Source organism: Jatrophihabitans telluris, from assembly GCF_023516435.1.
Classification (GTDB): Bacteria; Actinomycetota; Actinomycetes; order Mycobacteriales; family Jatrophihabitantaceae; genus Jatrophihabitans_A; species Jatrophihabitans_A telluris.
Window position 1 is genome coordinate 3,653,611 of the sequence record NZ_CP097332.1, and the last position, 18,379, is coordinate 3,671,989.

The window sequence follows — 18,379 nt, forward strand, 5'->3', positions numbered from 1 at the left end:
CGGCGTGTCCGTGAGAGCGATGATCAAGTGCGTCAAGCCTCGTCACTGGTGTGCACAGGCCGTGTGCGGTGTGAGGTTGGACCTCACACTCGACTTACACCGTTGTAGCTCTCTGTAGATAAAGACCCTGTTGCATGTAAGCGATACCGGCACCTGGCCCAGCAATTTCGGGGCCTCTTATGCCCTCCGGCTCTAACCCTCACACCCTTACGTGACTCAGATCACATCACTTTAAGTGAGTTGGGGCTTAACACAGGGCTCACGCATCAGTTACGGTCTGTCACGTCACCAGGACTTAACGTGATGCGAAACGGCTCAGCAGTACCACCCCCGAATAAACCCCCGGCACCTAGAGCGTCCGAACCGCTCCAGAACTGCTAACTCGGCGAGAGAGAGAAACCGATGTCAGCCTCCACCACCGCCAAGACGGCCGAGCAGGCCGCCGCGGCCCTCGTGCCCTCCGGGCCCGTTGTCGTCCTCAGCGAGACCGAGCTCATCGAGCAGAACATGCCGCTCGTGGGTCACCTGGTCCGCGAGGCCATGAACCGCCTTCCGGCCCACGTCAACCGCGACGACCTGGTGTCGGCCGGCATGACCGCCCTGGTGCTGTCGGCTCGCAGCTTCGAAGAGGGACGCGGCGTTCCGTTCGCCCGCTTCGCCGCCATCCGCATCCGCGGCGCGCTGCTGGACGAACTGCGCAGCATGGACTGGGCCAGCCGCTCGGTCCGGGGCCGGGCCCGCGAGCTGGAGAACGTCCGCACCGAACTCATCAGCAAGCTCGGCCGCTCCCCCAAGCCCGAGGAGCTCGCCAACGCCATGGGCCTGAGCGTCAGCGAGCTCGGCTCGATCGACGCCGACGTCCAGCGCGCGTCCGTCCTCAGCCTGCAGGGCTTCGCCCCGGAGACCGGCGCGGCACTGCTGCCCGACAACCAGCGCGGCCCGGAGCAGCTGCTGGTCGACCGCGAGCAGCTCGGCTTCCTGCACGACGCCATCGAAGAGCTGCCGGAGCGCCTGCGTTACGTCGTCCGCTGCTACTTCTTCGAACAGCGTCAGATGTCCGACATCGCCACTGAACTCGGCGTGACGGAATCCCGCATCTCCCAGCTGCGCGCCGAGGCCCTCAAGCTGCTCAAGCACGGCCTCAAGGCCCAGTACGAGCCGGCCGCCGAGACCGAGCAGAGCCGCTCGACCGCAAAGCTCGCCTCCTACGCCGCGGCCGTGGCCAACCGCAGCTCGCTGTCTGCCCGCCTGCAGATGACCAACGCCATGGGCGAGACGGTCGCTGCCGCCTACGAGCCGGAGTACCGCTACGGAATGGGCACGGCGTCGATCGCCTAGTTCCCGCCGGCCACTCCAGCTGATCATCGAGCCGGACGAGCCCCGACTCTCTCTCGGGGCTCGTCCGGCTTCTTTGTGCCCGCAGCGCTTCCCGCATAGTGGGCACCGCCGCACCGCACATGCCGCGGCACCACGAATGCCGCGGCGCCACGCACCCGGTTCCCGGCACCCGGGTGGCCTTGTGTGGGCCGCCGGACGGTCGATGGGTAGAACATGACGAACTACGACTGGATCGTCGTCGGCAGCGGCCTGTCCGGCGTCAGCTTCGCGCGTACCCTCGCCGAAGCCGGTGCCGAGGTCCTGATCGTCGAGCGCCGCGACCACATCGGCGGAAATGTCTTCGACGCCCCCGATGCCCACGGCGTCCTCGTCCAGCGCTACGGCGCGCATATCTTTCACACCGGATCGCGACGCATCTTCAACTACCTGTCGCAGTTCACCGAGTGGTATCGCTACGAGCACCGCGTCCTCGCGGCGGTAGCGACACCGGCCGGGGAGCAACTGGTTCCGGTCCCGTTCAACTTCACGTCCCTGCAGCGGCTGTGGCCGGACCGCGCCGATGCGGTGATCCGCTCGCTGCTCGAGCAGTTCCCCGCGGGGGCGCGGGTTCCCGTGTCCGATCTGGTCACCTGCCCGGATCCGCAGGTCGCCGAACTGGGCGAATACGTCCTCGACACCATCTTTCGCGGTTACACCGCCAAGCAGTGGGGACGACCCGTCGAAACCGTGGACCCGAGCGTGCTGGCGCGCGTGCCGGTCACCCTGTCCCACGACGATCGCTACTTCCGGGACGAGTTCCAGGCCATCCCCCGCGACGGCTACACCGCAATGGTGCAGCGGATGCTCACGCACCCGCGGCTGAGCGTGGCTCTGGAAAGCGACGGTGCGAGCGAGCTGCGCAGGCACCCGAGCGCGCGAGCGCTGTGGACGGGCCGGGTGGACGCATTCTTCGACTACGAGCTCGGCGAACTCCCCTACCGCAGCCTGCGCTTCTTCAACACCTCGGTGGACACCTGGCGCGCCCTGCCGACGGCCGTGGTCAACTACCCGGGGCAGCCGCCGTACACCCGCGTCATCGACCACAGCCACTTCAGTCCCGAGATACAGGCGGGGACGACGCTGACCTACGAATTCCCACAGAGCTATAGCCGGGGCATGAACGAGCCGTTTTACCCCGTGGCCACCGAGGACAGCGCGGCGCTGTTCGAGCGTTATGCCGAACGTGCGGCAGCCTCGGGAGTGCTTTTCGCCGGCCGGCTCGGGGACTTCCGCTATTACGACATGCACCAGGCGGTCGGCCGCGCCTTGACGCTGGCCGAGTCCGCGCTCGAACACCGGCTCGACCCACACCAGCTCGCACGCCAGTCCCGCCTGGCCGGCTGACCCCGCCGTTGAGGTTGCCCTCGTTGCAGGCCCAACCCCGTTGAGGTTGCCCTCGTTGCAGGCCCAACCCCGTTGAGGTTGCCCTCGTTGCGGGCCCAACCCCGTTGAGGTTGCCCTCGTTGCGGGCCCAACCCCGTTGAGGTTGCCCTCGTTGCAGGCCCAACCCGTTGAGGTTGCCCTCGTTGCGTGCAACAAGGGCAACCTCAACGAACTAGCGTCGCTTCTTGGCCTTCGCCTTGGCCTTGGTCGAACCGCCGGCGGGCACGCCCTTGATCCGTGGACGGCTCACCTCGGTCCAGAACGCCAGGGTCTCACCGAAGAACCGCTCCCGCTGGCCCGCGATCCACTCCCGGTACGGGCCGAATTCCTGGCTGACCTCATCGAAGCGAGTCAGCGTGTCGGTGGCAACAGCCAGGAACTCCTCGACCACACCTGGGGATTGCTCATCGAGCCGGAACCGCTGCGGGACCGGCAGATCCTCGGCGAAGCCGGCCGCACCCCGACGTCCGGTGATGACCGCGCAACCCGAGATGGCGGCCTCGCGAGGTATCCGGTCACGTCCGGGGTGCTCGCCGAAGTCGACGTACAGCTTCGCCGAGCCGAGTAGTTCAGCGACACCGTCCGCGGTCAAACCCTCGATGGGCTGCCACTCCAGCACCGACTGCGACGCCGCGATCAGGCGCTCGGTGAAGGCCAATCCCTTACGGGGGTTGTAGAGGACGAGATCCTTCTTCGGCTGGCTCTGCAATTGCGTCGCGCGCTGGACGAATGCATCGGAAAGATAGTCGGTGAGCATCGCCGATCGCACCCGCCTGCGAAAGAGGAAGTCGCGGGCGTAGGCCGACTGCGACAGGTGGGTGACCATCGCGGCGGGCTGGAGCAATTCGGTCAGTAGCGCAGGATCGTCGTCGGTCACCGACAACGCCTGCTTGCCGAAGAAGTTGTCGACGCTCAACCACCACAAGGCCTTTCGCGCCCGGTGCAACACGGTCAGCACCAGGGGCGACGTCTCCGGGACGAGCACCACGACGTCGGAGTTGTCGGGGACATGGGTGGCCACCGGCACCTGGTAGTGCGCGTAGGCCGGGACGATCTCGCTCCGACCGGGCGGGTAATAGCAGATACTCGCGTCGATGGACTGCCGTGCGGCGGCGTCGACGAGCTGGTGCAGGGCTTCCACGCCGCCGGTGATCGGGCCGTCCGGGCACATCACGATGAGCTGCACGATCTCTACCTCAGACCAGGGCCGGCTGGGCAGCGTCCGCGGACTCGGCAGCAGCCGAGGATTGGGCAGCGTCCGCGGACTCGGCAGCAGCCGAGGATTGGGCAGCGTCCGCGGACTGGGAAGCGCCACCGTCACCGGTCGGCAGGCCGAGCGTTGCGTAGTAGGCATCCTCCCAGCGCCAGACGTTGGCCTGGATGGTGCGGATCGCCGCCCACGACTTGGCGTTACGGCCGAGCTCGTCGCGCATGGCCGAGTCGTTGCTGAGCGCCCGCAGATGACGGGCCCACTCGTGCGGGTGCTTGACCTTCAGACCGGTCACACCGTGGATGATCGATTCGCTGTACGGACCGAAGTCGCTGGCTACGACCGGAATTCCGAGCGAGGAGTACTCGAGGAACTTCAGGTCGCTCTTGCTGCGGTTGAACGCGTGGTAGGCCAACGGGGCGATGCCGAGATCGAAGTCCACCGAGTGCATGTACTCGACGAGGTTGCTGCGCCACGGAGAGAAGCGCGAGCCAGGACGTCCGATCTTGTCGCCGTGATTGACCCCGATGAAATGGGTGTCCACCTGCGGGTTGCGCTTGAAGAAGGCGTGCAGGTCCTTGGCCACCGCAAGGAAGTCGTGCTGGTGGGAGGAACCGCCGGCCCAGCCGACCGTCAGCTTCTCCGCACGCGGACGCTCGTGCGTCAGCAGGGAGGCGTCGAAACAGTTGGGCGTCACGAAGACGTTCGGGTTGATCGGACGGATCCGCTCGGCCAGATAGTCGGTGGTGACCGTTACCGCGTCGGCAACCTCTATGTTGGCCCGCACCTGCTCGCCGACGTCGCCGGCGAAGGCTCGGTGGGAGGGGTTGGTCATGTCGAGATTCCACACATCGTCATCGATCTCGTAGACCATCGCGAAGCTGCGGTCCGCCCGTCGGGCCTGACTCTGCCAGAACTCGGTCTGTGTCTGGCCGGCGACGATCTGACCGACCAGCACGTCCAGATCCGACGGGAGATCGACGTTGAGGACCGAGAAGGCAAGGGCATCGTGCCCGGCCCTGTTCAGCGCCCAGACGGGCAGGCCCATCCGATAGTTGCCACAGCCGTGGTGATCCTTGGCCCAGGCGAAAACCTTCAGTGGTCTCACGAGTGTGTCTCCTACGCGTGCGGGGGGATTCCTTCCACGTACCGATCGGCAGCAGAAGTGCCTTGTTGACCCCGGGGCGTCCCACATCCGCGGCGTCGACGACGCCAGGTGTGGCGCGCGCCACTTGACCCGAGCACGAAAGACTTTTCCCAACTGCTCAAGTCCGTTGCGAGACCGCCGAACTGACATGTGCCAACCCACGGATGGGGCGGCGAGTCCGGAAGTCCCGGACACGAAAGAGACTCGTCTCAGGAGGAGAACCCCATGAGTCTGCGTATCAACACCAACGTCTCAGCTCTGAACGCTTACCAGAACCTGAGCAAGAACCAGAACGACCTCGCCAGCTCGATCGAGAAGCTGTCGTCCGGTCTTCGCATCAACAAGGCCGCCGACGACGCGGCCGGCCTGTCGATCAGTCAGGGCCTCACCTCGCAGATCAACGGCCTCACCCAGGCTGTCTCGAACGCTCAGGATGGCATCAACGTCTCGCAGATTGCTGATGGCGCCCTCGGCACCACCCAGCAGATCCTGCAGCGCATGCGCACCCTGGTTGTTCAGGCCAGCAACTCCGGTACCCAGGACGCCAGCTCGCTGAACGCGATCGGCGCCGAGGTTACCTCGCTCAACAGCCAGCTCGACAACATCGGCAGCCAGACCAAGTTCGGTCAGACCAACCTGCTCAACGGTCAGTACTCCGGCACGTTCCAGGTCGGTGCCAACAACGGCGACACCGTCACCCTGGACCTGTCCACCACGCTGTCCGGTGGTATCTCGGCCAGCGGCTTGGCCCTGAGCGGCCTGTCGATCGCCTCGACCGGCTTCACCTCGGGTGCGCTCTACAGCGGTACCTCCGCTGACCTGGCGTCCATCGACGCGGCGATCCAGTCCGTGTCGAGCGCTCGTTCGGGCATCGGTGCCACGCAGAACCAGCTCAACTACACGGTGGCCAACCTGCAGACCGCGATCACCAACGTCACCGCCTCTCGGTCGAACCTGACCGACGCCGACCTGGCGACCGAAGTCAGCAAGATGACCCAATCGCAGATCCTGTCCCAGGCCGCCACCTCGGTCCTGGCCCAGGCGAACTCCGCGCCGCAGTCGATCCTGAAGCTGCTGCAGTAGTTCAACCCAGCACGATCAACGCAGTACCAAGTGCAGTAAAAGCGCAGTACCAACGCTGACAACGGTGCGGCGGGATAGCCCAATCGTCCCGCCGCACCGTTGCCACATCGGCCGAACGGTTCGGCCGATTCCGCGACCAGCCCAGGCCGGCGCACTGATGGAGAGGACCACCAATGACCAGCTTCAGCATCTCGGGGCTGTCGTCCGGTATCGACACCTCCTCGGTGATCAGCCAGCTGATGACGTTGGCCGCCGCTCCACAGAACGCCTTGAAGAGCCAGCTCAACTCGACGCAGTCCGAGCTGTCGGCCTATCAGGCGATCAACACCAAGATGGCGGCCCTCAAGAGCGCCGCGGACAAACTCGCGCTTCCCTCGACCTGGGCCGCGACCACGGCCACCGCATCAGACACCTCGATCGTTGCCAGTGGGTCCTCGACAGCGGTCGCCGGGACGTCCACGACATTCTCCGTCACCAGCGTGGCCAAGGCACAGATCTCGACCTTCAGCCCGGCCGACCCGGCCAACGCCGCGACCGCGGCCAACGGCCTGGACCTCACGATCGGTTCGACCACGACCCACCTGGCCCTGGCGGGCAACTCGCTCAGCGACGTCGCTTCGGCGATCAACTCGGCCGGCCTGGGGGTGCGTGCCGCCGTCGTGAACACCACGAACGGCACGATCCTGCAGATGACCTCTACCAGTACCGGCGCCGCGAACGGGTTCTCCCTGTCCGGGACGAGCGCGACTCAGCAGAACATCGTTGCCGCCCAGGACGCCACGATCGCGGTGGGTGATCCCGCCGCCGGTGGTTACTCGGTCTCCAGCAGCACCAACACGTTCACTGATGCGATTCCCGGCGTGACCTTCACCGTCAGCAAGGTGGTCACGGACGCCAACATCGGTGTGTCCACCGACTCGAGCTCGATCTCCTCGGCGGTCCAAGGCCTGGTCAGTGCCGCCAACGACGCGCTGTCGATCGTCTCCCAGGCCACCGCGAGGGGCGCGATCCTGGCCGGCGACAGCTCGGTCACCCAGCTCACGCAGAAGATCCTCGGCGTGGTTTCGGCCGGTGTCTCCGGTGGTTCCTACGCCACATCCGGTATCGGCATCACCGCCACCGGCACAGTGACCTTCGACAGCGCGGCATTTTCCACCGCCTACGCGAAGAACCCTTCCGGCGTTCAGAAGATGGTGCAGACCAGCTTCTCCGGTGCGATGTCGACTGTCGGCGCGGCCGCGACCGATTCCGGGACGGGGACGCTCACCCAGCTCATAACCGCTGACAACACCGCGATCAGCTCGCTGAACAAGCAGATCACCGCCTGGGACGCCAAGCTGGCCACTCAGAAGTCGAGCCTGCAGGTCAAGTACGCCGCGATGGAGGCTGCGCTGTCCAAGCTCAAGTCCCAGTCCGGCTACCTCACCTCGATGTTCAACTCGATGAACGGCCAGACGTCCTCGTCGTCGACTTCCTCGGGCTGAGTAAGCCCGCGCTCGTCCTGACCGCCCGACCGTTCTCGCTCCCAAATACCCACCCTGATCGGAGAAGACGTTGACTGCCAGCCCCGCCCAGCTTCGCTACCTGGCCGACGCGGTCTCCACCGCCTCGCCGGCCCAGCGCGTAGTGATGCTGTACGACCGGCTGGTCCTGGACCTTCGCCGCGCCGGGGAAGCCCACGCGCTCGGGGACATCTTCGCCGGCTCCGAACAACTGCGACACGCTCAGCTCATCGTGGCTGAACTGCGCGCAAGCCTGCGCCTGGACGATTGGGACGGCGCCGAGAACCTTGCCGGGCTCTACGGCTTCATGCTCGCCGAGCTCATGGCCGTCAACGTCAACCCGGACGCAGAACGGCTGAACAAAGTCATCGACATCACCGCCGGTCTGCGCGACGCCTGGCGGACCGCGGGCGCCGAAGTTATCAACGCCTCCGCCGCTGCGGCTTCTGCCGCATCCGCCGCCACGGCCTCGCGTGGCCCCGGCTCGACCGACGCGCCGCCCCGTCCGGCCGCCTGGGTGGGCTGAAGCCCATGTCCAGCGAGCAATCGCAGGACTGGACGGAGGTGCTGGCCCGCTGCGAGGCCGCTGCCGCCGAGGCCGAAGCCCTGCTCGATCACCGTGCCACCTTCGACCCGGACCGGTTCGCGGAACTGACCGCGGTCGACCTCTGGTCACTGTCCCTGCCGGCGCTGCCCGACGAGCTGCATGAGCGTGCTCGCGCGGTCCATCAGCGCCAGCTAAGCCTGCAGGCCGATCTCATCGCCGCCATGACCGACGTCCGGCACGAAATCGCCATGTTTGCCGCCGCGGAGCCGCCGCCCGGGCCGTCGCGCTATCTCGACCGCAGCGCCTGATCCTGGCTGTCCCTTCATGCCTGGCCCGTGCCGGAGCGCCCGCAACAAGGGCAACGTCAACACCGGACCGCCCGCAACAAGGGCAACGTCAACACGTGGCCGCCCGCAACAAGGGCAACGTCAACACCGGACCGCCCGCAACAAGGGCAACGTCAACATTTACGTGACGGAGACTTAACTCCGCGTGACCGCGGCCGATGGGCTGACTGAGCACGGATAGCTCACCCCCTTGCCATGGAATGGCGAAACCCCCTCTAGCCGGAGGTTTCGTTCGTGCTCGACGACATCGCCTCAGTAACCCTGACGACCGCCCTCTCGGGCCTGTCGGCACGGCAACGAGTCTCGGCGAACAACATCGCCAATATCGAAACTCCCAACTTCAGGTCCAGCCAGGTCTCCTTCGAGGACAGCCTGCGTTCGGCTGTCGAAGCCGGTAACCCCGCCTCGGCGACACTGACCGAGACGCCACTGGGTGGCACGGTCAGCGCCAACGGCAACGACGTCAACCTGGACACCGAGCTCGTCACCGACGAGAAGAGCCAGATGCAGTACTCGCTGCTGTCCGGCGCGCTCACGTCCAAGTTCGGCCTCCTCGAGACAGTTATCAAGGGCTGATCGCGATGTCACTGTTTTCCGCGATCAACATTTCCGGAACCGGTCTGTCGACCTTTCGGACCTGGATCGACTCCCTGGCCAACAACATCGCCAACGTCAACACCGCGACCTCGACGTCCGGGCCGGCGTTTCAAGCCACCTACACCGCAGCTACGGCGCTACCCGGGGCCGAAAACGGCACCGGCGGTGGCGTGCAGGCCGACACCAGCCTCAAGAGCAGCGCTACGGGACGGCTTACCTACCAGCCCGACAACCCCTTGGCCGACGCCCAGGGCTACGTCCGGCTGCCCGACATCGACATGAGCGAGCAGATGGGAAATCTGATCATGGCGCAGCGGGCCTTCCAGGCCAACGCGGCGGTCATCGACCGTGCCAAGCAGACCTACCAGGACGCCATCAACATCGGAAAGAACCGCTGACATGACCATCCCCGCGATCGACGCCATCTCCTCCTCCTCCGGTGTGTCAGGCCTGTCGGGCCTGTCCGGACTCGGAGCCACCACCGACAGCAGCGCCACCGGCTCGGCCTCGGCCACGTCGGGCTCGGACTTCGCCTCGATGCTGAGCAAGGGCATCGGCGCCGTGAGCGATGCGCAGAACAAGGCTGACACCCTCGCGGTGCAGGCAGCTACCGGTGACCTCACCAACATCCACGACTACACGATCGCCGCGACCCAGGCCTCGTTGATGACCGAGCTCGCCTCGGCCATCCGGACCAAGGGCGTAGACGCGTTCAACCAGATCATGGGAATGCAGGCCTGACATGAAAGACCAGATCCTCGAGCGCGCGCAGAAGTTCTGGCGCGGATTCCTCGGCTTCACACCGGGACAGAAGGCAGTCACCATCGCCGCGATCCTGGCTCTGGCCATCGGCGGGTACGCCTTCTCGTCCTGGGCCGCCAAGCCGACGTACGCGCCGCTGTTCACCAACCTGTCGGCCACCGACGCCAGCGCGATCATCGACAAGCTGAACTCCAACGGCACCAAGTATCAGTTGGCCAGCAACGGCACCGAGATCCTCGTACCGCAAAGCCAGGTCTACCAGCAGCGCCTCACCATGAGCGCCGCCGGCCTGCCCACGCAGGGCTCGACCGGCTACAGCCTGCTGGACAAGGAAGGCATCACGACCTCCGAGTTCAAGCAGCACGTCGACTACCAGCGAGCGCTGGAAGGCGAACTGGCCAACACCATCAAGTCCATCAACGGGGTCTCGGCCGCTTCGGTGCACCTGGCCATCCCCGAGCAGAACGTCTTCGCCGACGGAACGGCCAAGACCACCGCCTCGGTCCTGCTGACCACCCTGCCGGGAACGACGCTCTCGTCGGCCCAGGTGCAGTCGGTCGTGAACCTGGTCTCCTCGTCGGTACCGAACCTGTCCGCCGACCAGGTATCGGTGTCCGATGCCAACGGTCACGTTCTGTCCACGGCCGGCGACGGGGTCTCCTCCACCCTCGCCGACACCCGCGCCGCGCAGACCGCCGCACAGGAGACCAAGCTCGACGACACCGTGCAGTCCATGCTCGACACCGTGCTCGGCCCGGGCCACGCCACCGTGCAGACCAACCTGGACCTCGATTACAACAAGACGACCGCAGTGTCGGACTCCTACAGCTACAACTCCAGCAACCCGCCACTGATGGAGAACAACACCACCGAGAGCTACGGCGGGACGGCCGGCGCGGGCGGAGCCGCGATGGGGCAGAGCACCCTCGGCGTCAGCGCCGGGGTGAGCCCCTCGAGCAGCACCGGAACCGGCGGTGGCTACCTCAAGGTCACCAACGACCGGCAGAACTCGATCAATCACGTGCAGACCACTTCCACCAACGCGATGGGCAACATCCGGCGCATGACCGTGGCCGTCGTCCTCGATCAGACCTCAGCCGGCCAACTGACCCGCGCTCAGGTCCAGGCCCTGGTCGGCAACGCGATCGGCTTCGACCCCAAGCGCGGTGACCAGATCGCGGTGCAGAGCGCCGCCTTCAACACCAGCGCCGCCGCCGCCGCAAGCGCCGCCGCCGCCGCGGCCGCCAAGCAGGCTGCGGCCGCCAAGCAGACAGCTCAGCTCATGTCCTGGGCGAAGACCGGCGGGTTGGTGCTGCTGGTACTGATCGTCCTGGTCATCACCTTCCTGGCCAGCAAGAAGCGCAAGAAGGAGACACCGCCGGACGACCTGGACGTGTTCCTCTCCACGCTGCGCGACAACCCGGGCGCGCTCCCGCCGGCGCCGGAGGAAATCGTCCCGAGCCCGAGCAAGGACGCCCAGATCAGCCAGGCCCGGCAACGGAAACTGGCCGAGATGGCCGACAACGACCCGCAGGAAGTCGCCCGGCTGCTGCGTAGCTGGTTGAACGCGAAGGAGAGCTGAGTCGTGGAGAACACCATCGAGCGCAGCACCGTCTCCGGTGGCACCGCCGCCGGATCCGCCGAACTACTGCGAAGCATGACCGGACGGCGCAAGGCAGCGATCCTCCTGCTGCAGCTGGACCGGCGGGCCTCCTCCAAGGTGATGGCCCAGATGCGTGATGCCGAACTGGAGGAGATCTCGGCCGAGATCGCCCGCATCGGTGAGATCACGCCCGAGATGTCCTCGGCGGTCCTGCGCGAATTCGGGGCGATGGCCTCTGGCGACGCCGTCACCCACGGTGGCTTGAACCAGACGCGCGAACTGCTCATCGCTGCCGTCGGCGAGAAGCGGGCCGAGGCGATCCTTGCCGGGCTGAACACCAGCGTGCTCGACATGCCGTTCAAGTTCCTGCAGAACGCCGACCCGCGGCAGCTGCTGAGCTTCATCTCCGACGAGCATCCCCAGACGATTGCCCTTGTGCTGGCGCACATTCCGGCTCCGCTGGCCTCCAAGGTGCTGGCCGGAGTGGTCGGCGAGCTGCAGGCCGACATCGCCCACCGCATCGCGACCATGGACCGCACCTCCCCCGAGGTGATCCGGCAGGTGGAGTCGATCCTGCAGCGTCGCATGTCGACGATGCTCGTTCCGGCCGACCTGTCCGCCGTCGGCGGTGTCGACCCCTTGGTCGAGATCATCAACCGCGCCGACCGCGGTACGGAGAAGATGATCCTCGAAGGCCTGGAGACCCGTGACCCGGAACTGGCCGACGAGGTCCGCAGCCGGATGTTCGTATTCGAGGACCTGATCCACCTCGACGACCGTGCTGTGCAACTCGTGCTGCGCCAGGTCGAGGTCGCCAACCTGGCCATCGCGCTCAAGGGAGTCAGCGAAGGCGTGCGCGAGAAGATCATGAAGAACATGTCCGAACGCGCCGCGATCAGCCTGGCCGAGGAGATCGAGCTGCTCGGACCGGTCCGTGTCCAGACGGTCGAGGAAGCCCAGACCGAGGTCGTGCGGGTCATCCGTTCGCTCGAGGAAGAGGGCCAGATCATCGTTCGACGCGGCTCGGAGGATGAGTTCGTTGCCTGAACTCGCCCCGATGCCCGCCTTCGAGCTCATCGGCTCGAGCGCGATCCCGCAGGAGCTGATCGACGCATCCAGGGCCTCGGCGTCCGCGGTCGGCTACGCACACGGTTGGGCGCAGGGACTGCGCGAGGCCAGGGACTCGATGGCCGTCGAGCGCATCGAAGCCACCAACGCCTTGCAGACGCAAGCCGAATCCGCTCGGGGAGCTGTCCAGGCTGCGCTGGCGGCCCTGCACGCCGCCATCCTCCGTCTGGACACCGCGACGACGGCCGTCTTCGAGCAGAACACCGACGACGTGCTGTCGGCCGCGGTCGACATCGCCGAGGCGCTGCTGGGCCAGCGGTTGGCCGACGTGACCGAGGCCAGCCGGGCCGCCCTGCGACGGGTGTTGCGCGGCGTCCCCGGCTACCAGCCGGTCGTCGTGCACCTGAGCAGCACCGCCCACGCGACCCTGTCCGGTGACGCGTTCACCGATCTGCTCCTCGGGGTACCCGAGGCCGCGGGCCGCAGCATCAGCTTCGAAGCCGACCCCAGCCTTGCCGTCGGTGACGCGGTCGCCCATTGCGGTAACACCACGGTCGACGCGCGGCTCACCGATGGCGTGCGCCGCCTGCGTGAGCATCTGGCGGCCGAGACGAACGGAACGACCGCGTGAGCATGCTGCTGGCTGAACGGCTGGGCGCCCTGACGACCCTGGCCGCGCCCCGCCGCTACGGCCAGGTGTCCAAGGTCGTCGGCCTGTCCGTCACCGTGTCCGGCCTGTCAGCCCGCATCGGTGATCTGATCGCGCTCGGCGACGAGCACAACCCGACGATGGCCGAAGTCGTAGCGGTCGACGGCGACGTCAGCACCTGCCTGCCGCTGGGCGAGATGGCCGGCATCGGCGGAGGCGTCCGGGCGACGTCGACCGGGGCGCCGTTGCAGATCTCCGTCGGAGACGCCCTGCGCGGGCGGGTACTCGACGGTCTCGGCCGTCCTCTCGACGGCGCGAACCTACCTTCAGGGCTGGAGCGCGTGACGGTCGAGCAGGCGCCCCCGCCGGCCCTCCTGCGCCAGCGAGTCGATCGCCCGCTCACCCTGGGCGTACGAGCCATCGACAGCATGATCACGGTCGGACGGGGCCAGCGACTGGGCATTTTCGCCGGATCCGGTGTCGGCAAGTCGAGCCTGATGTCGATGATCACCCGAGGCACCACCGCCACCGTGACGGTGGTGGCGCTGATCGGTGAGCGTGGGCGTGAGGTTCGGGAGTTCCTGGAGAACGACCTCGGCGAGGAAGGCCTGCGCAACGCCGTCGTCATCGTCGCCACCTCCGACCAACCCCCGATGGTGCGGCTGCGCGCCGCCTTCGTCGCGACCCGGATCGCCGAATGGTTCCGCGACGCGGGCCAGGACGTCCTGCTGCTGATGGACTCCATCACTCGACTGGCCACCGCTCAGCGCGAGGTCGGACTGTCAGCCGGAGAACCCCCCGCCTCGCGTGGCTATCCCCCCTCGGTCTTCGCGATGATGCCGCGACTGCTGGAGCGGGCCGGCGGTGGCGAACACGGTTCGATCACCGGCCTCTACACCGTGCTGGTCGAGGGCGAAGACCACAACGAGCCGGTCGCCGACACCGCGCGATCCATCCTGGACGGGCACATCGTCCTCGATCGTCGCCTCGCCACCGCCGGTCACTTTCCCTCGATCGACGTGCTCGAATCAGTCTCACGCGTCGTCTCGGCGGTCACCTCGAAGAACGAGCAGGCCCTGGCCCGTCAGGCCCGCCGGCTGATGGCCGCGCGTCGGGACGTCAAGGAACTCGTCGAGATCGGCGCGTACGTCTCGGGAACGAACCCGGCAGCCGACCAGGCGCTGGCGGTCTGGCCGGCGCTGGAAGCGTTCCTGCAACAGCCGATGGACGATCAGAGCACTGCCGAGCAGGCCTGGGAGCAATTGGCCGCGATCCTGCCCGCGAGCACCGCATGACGACCCGTCGCTGGCTGCCCGTGATGGTGCGAGCCCGGGAAGCGGCCGAGGACGCTGCCGCCCAGAGGCTGGCCCAAGCGCGACGCGAGGCCGCTTCGGCCATCACCGCCGAACGAGCCGAATCGAGCCGCCTCGATGGCATGACCGCGCTGGAATCGTCCTCTGTGCAGGGCTTTCTGGCGCACGAGGCCGCCCGCACCGCCGCCGCCGCCACCTATTCGGCGACGCTGCAACGGGTCGGCTTCGCTCAGGAACGGGTCGGCCAGCAGGTCACCGAACTCAGTGCGGCCGCCCGAGCGCGACGCACCGTCGAGAAACTCTCCGAACGAGTTGCGGCCGAGGCGAAAGCCGAGGGCCTGGCTCGTGCCCAGCGCGAGGCCGACGACACCGGCGCTTCGCGTTTCACCGCCCGCAACAACGAGAAACTCGCCGCATCGACCCGATTGGAAGCTTCGTGACCGCCCCCGTAGCCATCGAAGGCCTGCAGGCGACGCTCAGCCGGATCGCGCAGATCCAGGCCCAGTTCAGCGCCGTGCTCGGGACCAAGGCGACCACGACGAGTACGGCCACCGCCAGCGCCACCGGCAGTACCGGTAGCGCCACCTCGGCGACGGACTTCGCCAGTGCGCTGTCGGCGGCCTCGCAGACCGCTGACCCAGCCGCCGCCACCGCTTCGGGCAGCACGAGCGGCAACGCGATCGTGGATTCGGCCAAGAAGTACCTCGGTGTTCCCTACGTCTGGGGCGGCACAACCGCCGCCGGACTCGATTGCTCGGGGCTGGTGCAGAAGGCCTACGGCGATCTCGGAATCTCCCTTCCCCGCCTGTCGTATGACCAGGCCAAGGTAGGCACCGCGGTCAAGAGCCTGGCCGAGGCTCAGCCAGGCGACATCCTCGGCTTCGGAAATCCCGCCGAACACGTGGCCATTTACCTCGGCAACAACATGATGATCGCGGCTCCGGAACCCGGCGACCACGTCAAGATCCAGAGCGTGTACGAGACACCGGCGAGCATCCGCAGAGTCGTCGGTACCGATGCCGCCACGTCGAGCACCTCGACGGTCAGCCCCGCCAGTTCCCTGAGCACCGCCAGCACCGCGGGCGTCTCGTCCTACACCGGCATCTTCGCCGCCAACGAGGCGAAGTACTCCCTACCCACCGGCATGCTTGCCGCCGTGGCCCAGACCGAGTCCGGTGGCAACGCCGGAGCTGTCAGCCCTGCCGGCGCGCAGGGTCTGATGCAGCTGATGCCTACGACTGCCGCCGGTCTGGGAGTAAATCCGTGGGACCCGTCGCAGGCCGTCAAGGGTGCCGCGCAGCTGCTCTCGAACTACCTGAAGAAGTACGACTCCGTCCCGCTGGCGCTCGCTGCCTACAACGCCGGGCCCGGCGCCGTGGACCGATACAACGGCGTTCCGCCCTTTACCGAAACGCAAAACTACGTCAAGAAGATCACGGCTCTGATGGGTGGCTCATGATGGCGCCGGTAAGCGTGTCCACGGCCGGAGCGGTTTCAGCGGCCGCGCTGCTCGGTCGGTCCGATACCAGCGTGGATTCCGACGCCTCGTCCGGCCATGCCTTTGCCGGGATGCTGGCCGACCTGTCGACTCCGAAGTCTTCGGCTGGGTCGGCTGGGTCGGCTGGGCCGACCGGGTCAGCTGGGCCGACTGGCATAGCTGGGCCGACTGGCTCGAAGCTGGATTGCGTGATTGCCGGCGAATCGCCGGTATCGGCCGACCAGCCGACGCCGCCGTTGACTGCAAACCACTCGACGCGGTCGGGGCATCGGCCCAAGCCAGCTGAACCAGACTCGACGATGACGGGCGGCTCGTCCCTCACCGCCGATGACCACGCGGCCGAAGAACCCACTGCGCCGATCGAGGCCGCCACGACGATCCACGTCCGTCCCCGCGAAGCGCGTGCCGACGGGGACGAGCCCAGCGGCCTCCGGTCCACCGGCTCGACGGACACCCCGGTCAGTGTGAGCCTGGCCGCGCTGCCCTACCTGGTTCCCGCTATCGGGGTAGCACCGATACCCGCGGGGTCCTCAAGCGCAGCGTCGATTTCGGACCTGGCCTCTGCCCCCCGATCGGCGTCCGAGGATGTTGCCGCCGTCTCGGTGGTCACTACCGGCAACGCCGCGTCGGCGCGCGCCGGGACCCAGCCCGCGTCGTCGCTTCCCGGTGCACCGGTGTCGCTCGGAAGCCGTCATGCCGACGCGCCGGTTTCCCCCGCCGCTGACGCTCACGCCGCTACCTCGTCCTCGACGACCGCGGCCCTAGCCGCTGCCACCGCCGCCACCGCCGCAACCGCTGCAACCGCTGCAACCGCTGCAACGAGTGCCATGGGCTCAGCCATCACTGCCACCCCGCAGGCTTTGGCCACGGAGGCTGCCGCCACCATCGGGACCGCCGATCCGAAGTCGGCCGGCCCCGCTCCCACCCCACCGACTGCCGGCTCGTCCGCCGCAGTGAGCGCACCGACGATAGGGCAGTTCGCTGGACTTTCCCTCGTGTCCGGCGGCGAAAGCCCCGTCACGGGACGATCCGTGGCTGATTCCGCGCGCACTCCCGACGCCGTCCCGCTCACCTCCGGGACGCATCGAAACGGCGGACCCCACTCGTCCGACGCGGCTGGTCGGACCCCTTCGGGCACCGGAACGTCCACGCCGACCACGGGCGACCCGTCGGTCCTGAACGCCAACTCCGCCGCCCACACCTCCGCATCCGGGACCGCGCAAGCCGCGGCGGCCGCGGCCCAGACCGCTGTGCAGGCCACTGCGGGCAGTGTCGCAACGCCAATGTCTCAAGCCGCGGCTCCGGCTGCCGATTCGTACAACGCGAACTATCCCGCAACCGCTGGCGCCCCGGTGCACAGTCAGGTCTCGGCCGGCATCCTCCAGATGCGGGCCAAGGGCGACGGAACGCACCGCGTGATGTTGGAGTTGCACCCGGCCGATCTCGGCCAGGTCAACGTCGAAGTCCGGCTGCACCACGGCCAGATGAGCATCAACCTCACCGGTGGCAGTGACGCCGCTCGCGAGAGCATTCGCGCCGCACTGCCCGAGCTGCACCGGGATCTCGCTCAAGCGGGGATCACTGGCAGCTCGGTGAACCTCAGCAACAGCACGTTGGGAAACTTCTCCGGCCACGGACAGGCCGGAGCCGACCAGGGCCGGAGTGCCCGCGACCAGGCAACAGCGACCGACCGCACCGGATCGGACGCCCGCAGTTCCACCGCCGCCGTCAGTGGTAGCGCAGTGGGCCGCACTCCCGCATCCTCGTCCCTCGCCGGCATAGACCGCTGGCTGTAGCCCGAAGGCAGTTTCCATGACCAGTCCGATCACCTCGGTGTCGACGGCCAATTCCGCAACGGTCTCGGCTGATCCAACCGTCAAGACCAGCACCCAAGCCGACCAGACCCAGCTGAGCTCGACCGCGTTCTTGAAGCTCTTGGTCGCCCAGCTGCAGTACCAGGACCCGTCCAAGCCGGTCGACACGTCGGCCTTCATGTCCGAGACGGCGACGCTGACTCAGGTGCAGACGATGGAAGCCAACTCCAAGGCCACCGCCGACATGTTGCAGACGCAGCAGGCCCAAACGGCCAGCAGCATGGTCGGCAAGACCGTGCAGTACACCGACTCTGCCGGCAAGACCGCCTCTGGTGTGGTCAGTGCAGCCACGATTTCCGCAACACCGCCCAGTCTGACGATCGGGACGAGCAACGTCTCGCTGAGTCAGGTCCACAAGGTGCTGGCTTCAGGCACCACCCCCAGCTGACAGCCCTTCAGCTGATCCAGCACCATCCCCC

19 protein-coding genes are annotated in these 18,379 nt (G+C 67.1%); 17 read left to right on the forward strand and 2 right to left on the reverse strand.

The annotated features are described in order from the left end of the window. Window positions 1-402: 402 nt before the first annotated feature. Together M6D93_RS16775 and glf are read left to right on the forward strand one after the other, a co-directional pair. Complete coding sequence (locus M6D93_RS16775; RefSeq protein ID WP_249770957.1) at window positions 403-1,338, forward strand: sigma-70 family RNA polymerase sigma factor; 936 nt, start codon at window positions 403-405, stop codon at window positions 1,336-1,338. 213 nt (window positions 1,339-1,551) lie between these two features. Continuing rightward, on the forward strand, window positions 1,552-2,721 hold the full coding sequence (glf, locus tag M6D93_RS16780; RefSeq protein WP_249770959.1) for a UDP-galactopyranose mutase: 1,170 nt from the start codon (window positions 1,552-1,554) through the stop codon (window positions 2,719-2,721). Between the two features lie 211 nt (window positions 2,722-2,932). Here glf and M6D93_RS16785 read toward each other — a convergent pair whose 3' ends face one another. Continuing rightward, window positions 2,933-3,946, reverse strand: coding sequence for a hypothetical protein (locus tag M6D93_RS16785; protein ID WP_249770961.1), 1,014 nt, complete (start codon window positions 3,944-3,946; stop codon window positions 2,933-2,935). A gap of 10 nt (window positions 3,947-3,956) precedes the next feature. Then, window positions 3,957-5,078 (reverse strand): glycosyltransferase family 4 protein, encoded by a 1,122-nt coding sequence (locus M6D93_RS16790; RefSeq protein ID WP_249770963.1) that lies wholly within the window; start codon window positions 5,076-5,078, stop codon window positions 3,957-3,959. A 264-nt stretch (window positions 5,079-5,342) separates the two neighbouring features. Here M6D93_RS16790 and M6D93_RS16795 point away from each other — a divergent pair, with 264 nt between their 5' ends. The 15 genes from M6D93_RS16795 to M6D93_RS16870 all read left to right on the forward strand — a co-directional run bounded on the left by M6D93_RS16795 (window position 5,343) and on the right by M6D93_RS16870 (window position 18,348). Beyond that, a complete protein-coding gene (locus M6D93_RS16795; protein ID WP_249770965.1) occupies window positions 5,343-6,200 on the forward strand; it encodes a flagellin N-terminal helical domain-containing protein in 858 nt (285 codons plus the stop codon). 173 nt (window positions 6,201-6,373) lie between these two features. Further along, a complete protein-coding gene (gene fliD / locus M6D93_RS16800; protein WP_249770967.1) occupies window positions 6,374-7,684 on the forward strand; it encodes a flagellar filament capping protein FliD in 1,311 nt (436 codons plus the stop codon). Window positions 7,685-7,754: 70 nt separating this feature from the next. Continuing rightward, entirely contained in the window at window positions 7,755-8,228 is a 474-nt protein-coding gene (gene fliS / locus M6D93_RS16805) for a flagellar export chaperone FliS (protein ID WP_249770968.1), read from the forward strand. A gap of 5 nt (window positions 8,229-8,233) precedes the next feature. Beyond that, window positions 8,234-8,557, forward strand: coding sequence for a hypothetical protein (locus tag M6D93_RS16810; protein WP_249770970.1), 324 nt, complete (start codon window positions 8,234-8,236; stop codon window positions 8,555-8,557). A gap of 273 nt (window positions 8,558-8,830) precedes the next feature. Next, window positions 8,831-9,172 carry a flagellar basal body rod protein FlgB gene (locus tag M6D93_RS16815; protein WP_249770972.1) on the forward strand — a complete coding sequence of 114 codons (342 nt, stop codon included), beginning with the start codon at window positions 8,831-8,833 and terminating at the stop codon, window positions 9,170-9,172. A gap of 5 nt (window positions 9,173-9,177) precedes the next feature. Beyond that, on the forward strand, window positions 9,178-9,591 hold the full coding sequence (locus M6D93_RS16820) for a flagellar basal body rod protein FlgC (protein WP_249770974.1): 414 nt from the start codon (window positions 9,178-9,180) through the stop codon (window positions 9,589-9,591). A 1-nt stretch (window position 9,592) separates the two neighbouring features. Further along, window positions 9,593-9,934 carry a flagellar hook-basal body complex protein FliE gene (gene fliE, locus M6D93_RS16825; protein WP_249770976.1) on the forward strand — a complete coding sequence of 114 codons (342 nt, stop codon included), beginning with the start codon at window positions 9,593-9,595 and terminating at the stop codon, window positions 9,932-9,934. Between the two features lies 1 nt (window position 9,935). Beyond that, window positions 9,936-11,537, forward strand: coding sequence for a flagellar basal-body MS-ring/collar protein FliF (gene fliF / locus M6D93_RS16830; protein WP_249770978.1), 1,602 nt, complete (start codon window positions 9,936-9,938; stop codon window positions 11,535-11,537). 75 nt (window positions 11,538-11,612) lie between these two features. Beyond that, the gene (gene fliG / locus M6D93_RS16835; RefSeq protein ID WP_347343690.1) at window positions 11,613-12,605 is read left to right on the forward strand and encodes a flagellar motor switch protein FliG; all 993 of its coding nucleotides are present in this window, start codon (window positions 11,613-11,615) and stop codon (window positions 12,603-12,605) included. After that, window positions 12,589-13,257 carry a FliH/SctL family protein gene (locus tag M6D93_RS16840; RefSeq protein ID WP_249770982.1) on the forward strand — a complete coding sequence of 223 codons (669 nt, stop codon included), beginning with the start codon at window positions 12,589-12,591 and terminating at the stop codon, window positions 13,255-13,257. Before fliG ends, M6D93_RS16840 begins: the two co-directional genes overlap by 17 nt. Beyond that, window positions 13,254-14,570: a FliI/YscN family ATPase gene (locus tag M6D93_RS16845; protein ID WP_430667199.1), complete on the forward strand. Its 1,317-nt coding sequence runs from the start codon at window positions 13,254-13,256 to the stop codon at window positions 14,568-14,570. Before M6D93_RS16840 ends, M6D93_RS16845 begins: the two co-directional genes overlap by 4 nt. Further along, on the forward strand, window positions 14,567-15,028 hold the full coding sequence (locus M6D93_RS16850; protein ID WP_249770984.1) for a flagellar FliJ family protein: 462 nt from the start codon (window positions 14,567-14,569) through the stop codon (window positions 15,026-15,028). Before M6D93_RS16845 ends, M6D93_RS16850 begins: the two co-directional genes overlap by 4 nt. Further along, the gene (locus M6D93_RS19435) at window positions 15,025-16,047 is read left to right on the forward strand and encodes an NlpC/P60 family protein (protein WP_283818600.1); all 1,023 of its coding nucleotides are present in this window, start codon (window positions 15,025-15,027) and stop codon (window positions 16,045-16,047) included. Before M6D93_RS16850 ends, M6D93_RS19435 begins: the two co-directional genes overlap by 4 nt. 338 nt (window positions 16,048-16,385) lie before the next feature. After that, entirely contained in the window at window positions 16,386-17,882 is a 1,497-nt protein-coding gene (locus M6D93_RS16865; protein ID WP_249770986.1) for a flagellar hook-length control protein FliK, read from the forward strand. A gap of 16 nt (window positions 17,883-17,898) precedes the next feature. Further along, the gene (locus tag M6D93_RS16870; protein WP_249770988.1) at window positions 17,899-18,348 is read left to right on the forward strand and encodes a flagellar hook assembly protein FlgD; all 450 of its coding nucleotides are present in this window, start codon (window positions 17,899-17,901) and stop codon (window positions 18,346-18,348) included. The last annotated feature ends 31 nt before the right edge of the window (window positions 18,349-18,379 follow it).

Coding starts and splice junctions, on each gene's coding strand:
- fliD (WP_249770967.1), top strand. CDS start 6,374: ATGACCAGCTTCAGCATCTCGGGGCTGTCGTCCGGTATCGACACCTCC.
- M6D93_RS16820 (WP_249770974.1), top strand. CDS start 9,178: ATGTCACTGTTTTCCGCGATCAACATTTCCGGAACCGGTCTGTCGACC.
- fliG (WP_347343690.1), top strand. CDS start 11,613: ATGACCGGACGGCGCAAGGCAGCGATCCTCCTGCTGCAGCTGGACCGG.
- M6D93_RS16795 (WP_249770965.1), top strand. CDS start 5,343: ATGAGTCTGCGTATCAACACCAACGTCTCAGCTCTGAACGCTTACCAG.
- M6D93_RS16840 (WP_249770982.1), top strand. CDS start 12,589: ATGAGTTCGTTGCCTGAACTCGCCCCGATGCCCGCCTTCGAGCTCATC.
- fliF (WP_249770978.1), top strand. CDS start 9,936: ATGAAAGACCAGATCCTCGAGCGCGCGCAGAAGTTCTGGCGCGGATTC.
- fliE (WP_249770976.1), top strand. CDS start 9,593: ATGACCATCCCCGCGATCGACGCCATCTCCTCCTCCTCCGGTGTGTCA.
- M6D93_RS16775 (WP_249770957.1), top strand. CDS start 403: ATGTCAGCCTCCACCACCGCCAAGACGGCCGAGCAGGCCGCCGCGGCC.
- M6D93_RS16850 (WP_249770984.1), top strand. CDS start 14,567: ATGACGACCCGTCGCTGGCTGCCCGTGATGGTGCGAGCCCGGGAAGCG.
- M6D93_RS16865 (WP_249770986.1), top strand. CDS start 16,386: ATGACGGGCGGCTCGTCCCTCACCGCCGATGACCACGCGGCCGAAGAA.
- M6D93_RS16870 (WP_249770988.1), top strand. CDS start 17,899: ATGACCAGTCCGATCACCTCGGTGTCGACGGCCAATTCCGCAACGGTC.
- glf (WP_249770959.1), top strand. CDS start 1,552: ATGACGAACTACGACTGGATCGTCGTCGGCAGCGGCCTGTCCGGCGTC.
- M6D93_RS16810 (WP_249770970.1), top strand. CDS start 8,234: ATGTCCAGCGAGCAATCGCAGGACTGGACGGAGGTGCTGGCCCGCTGC.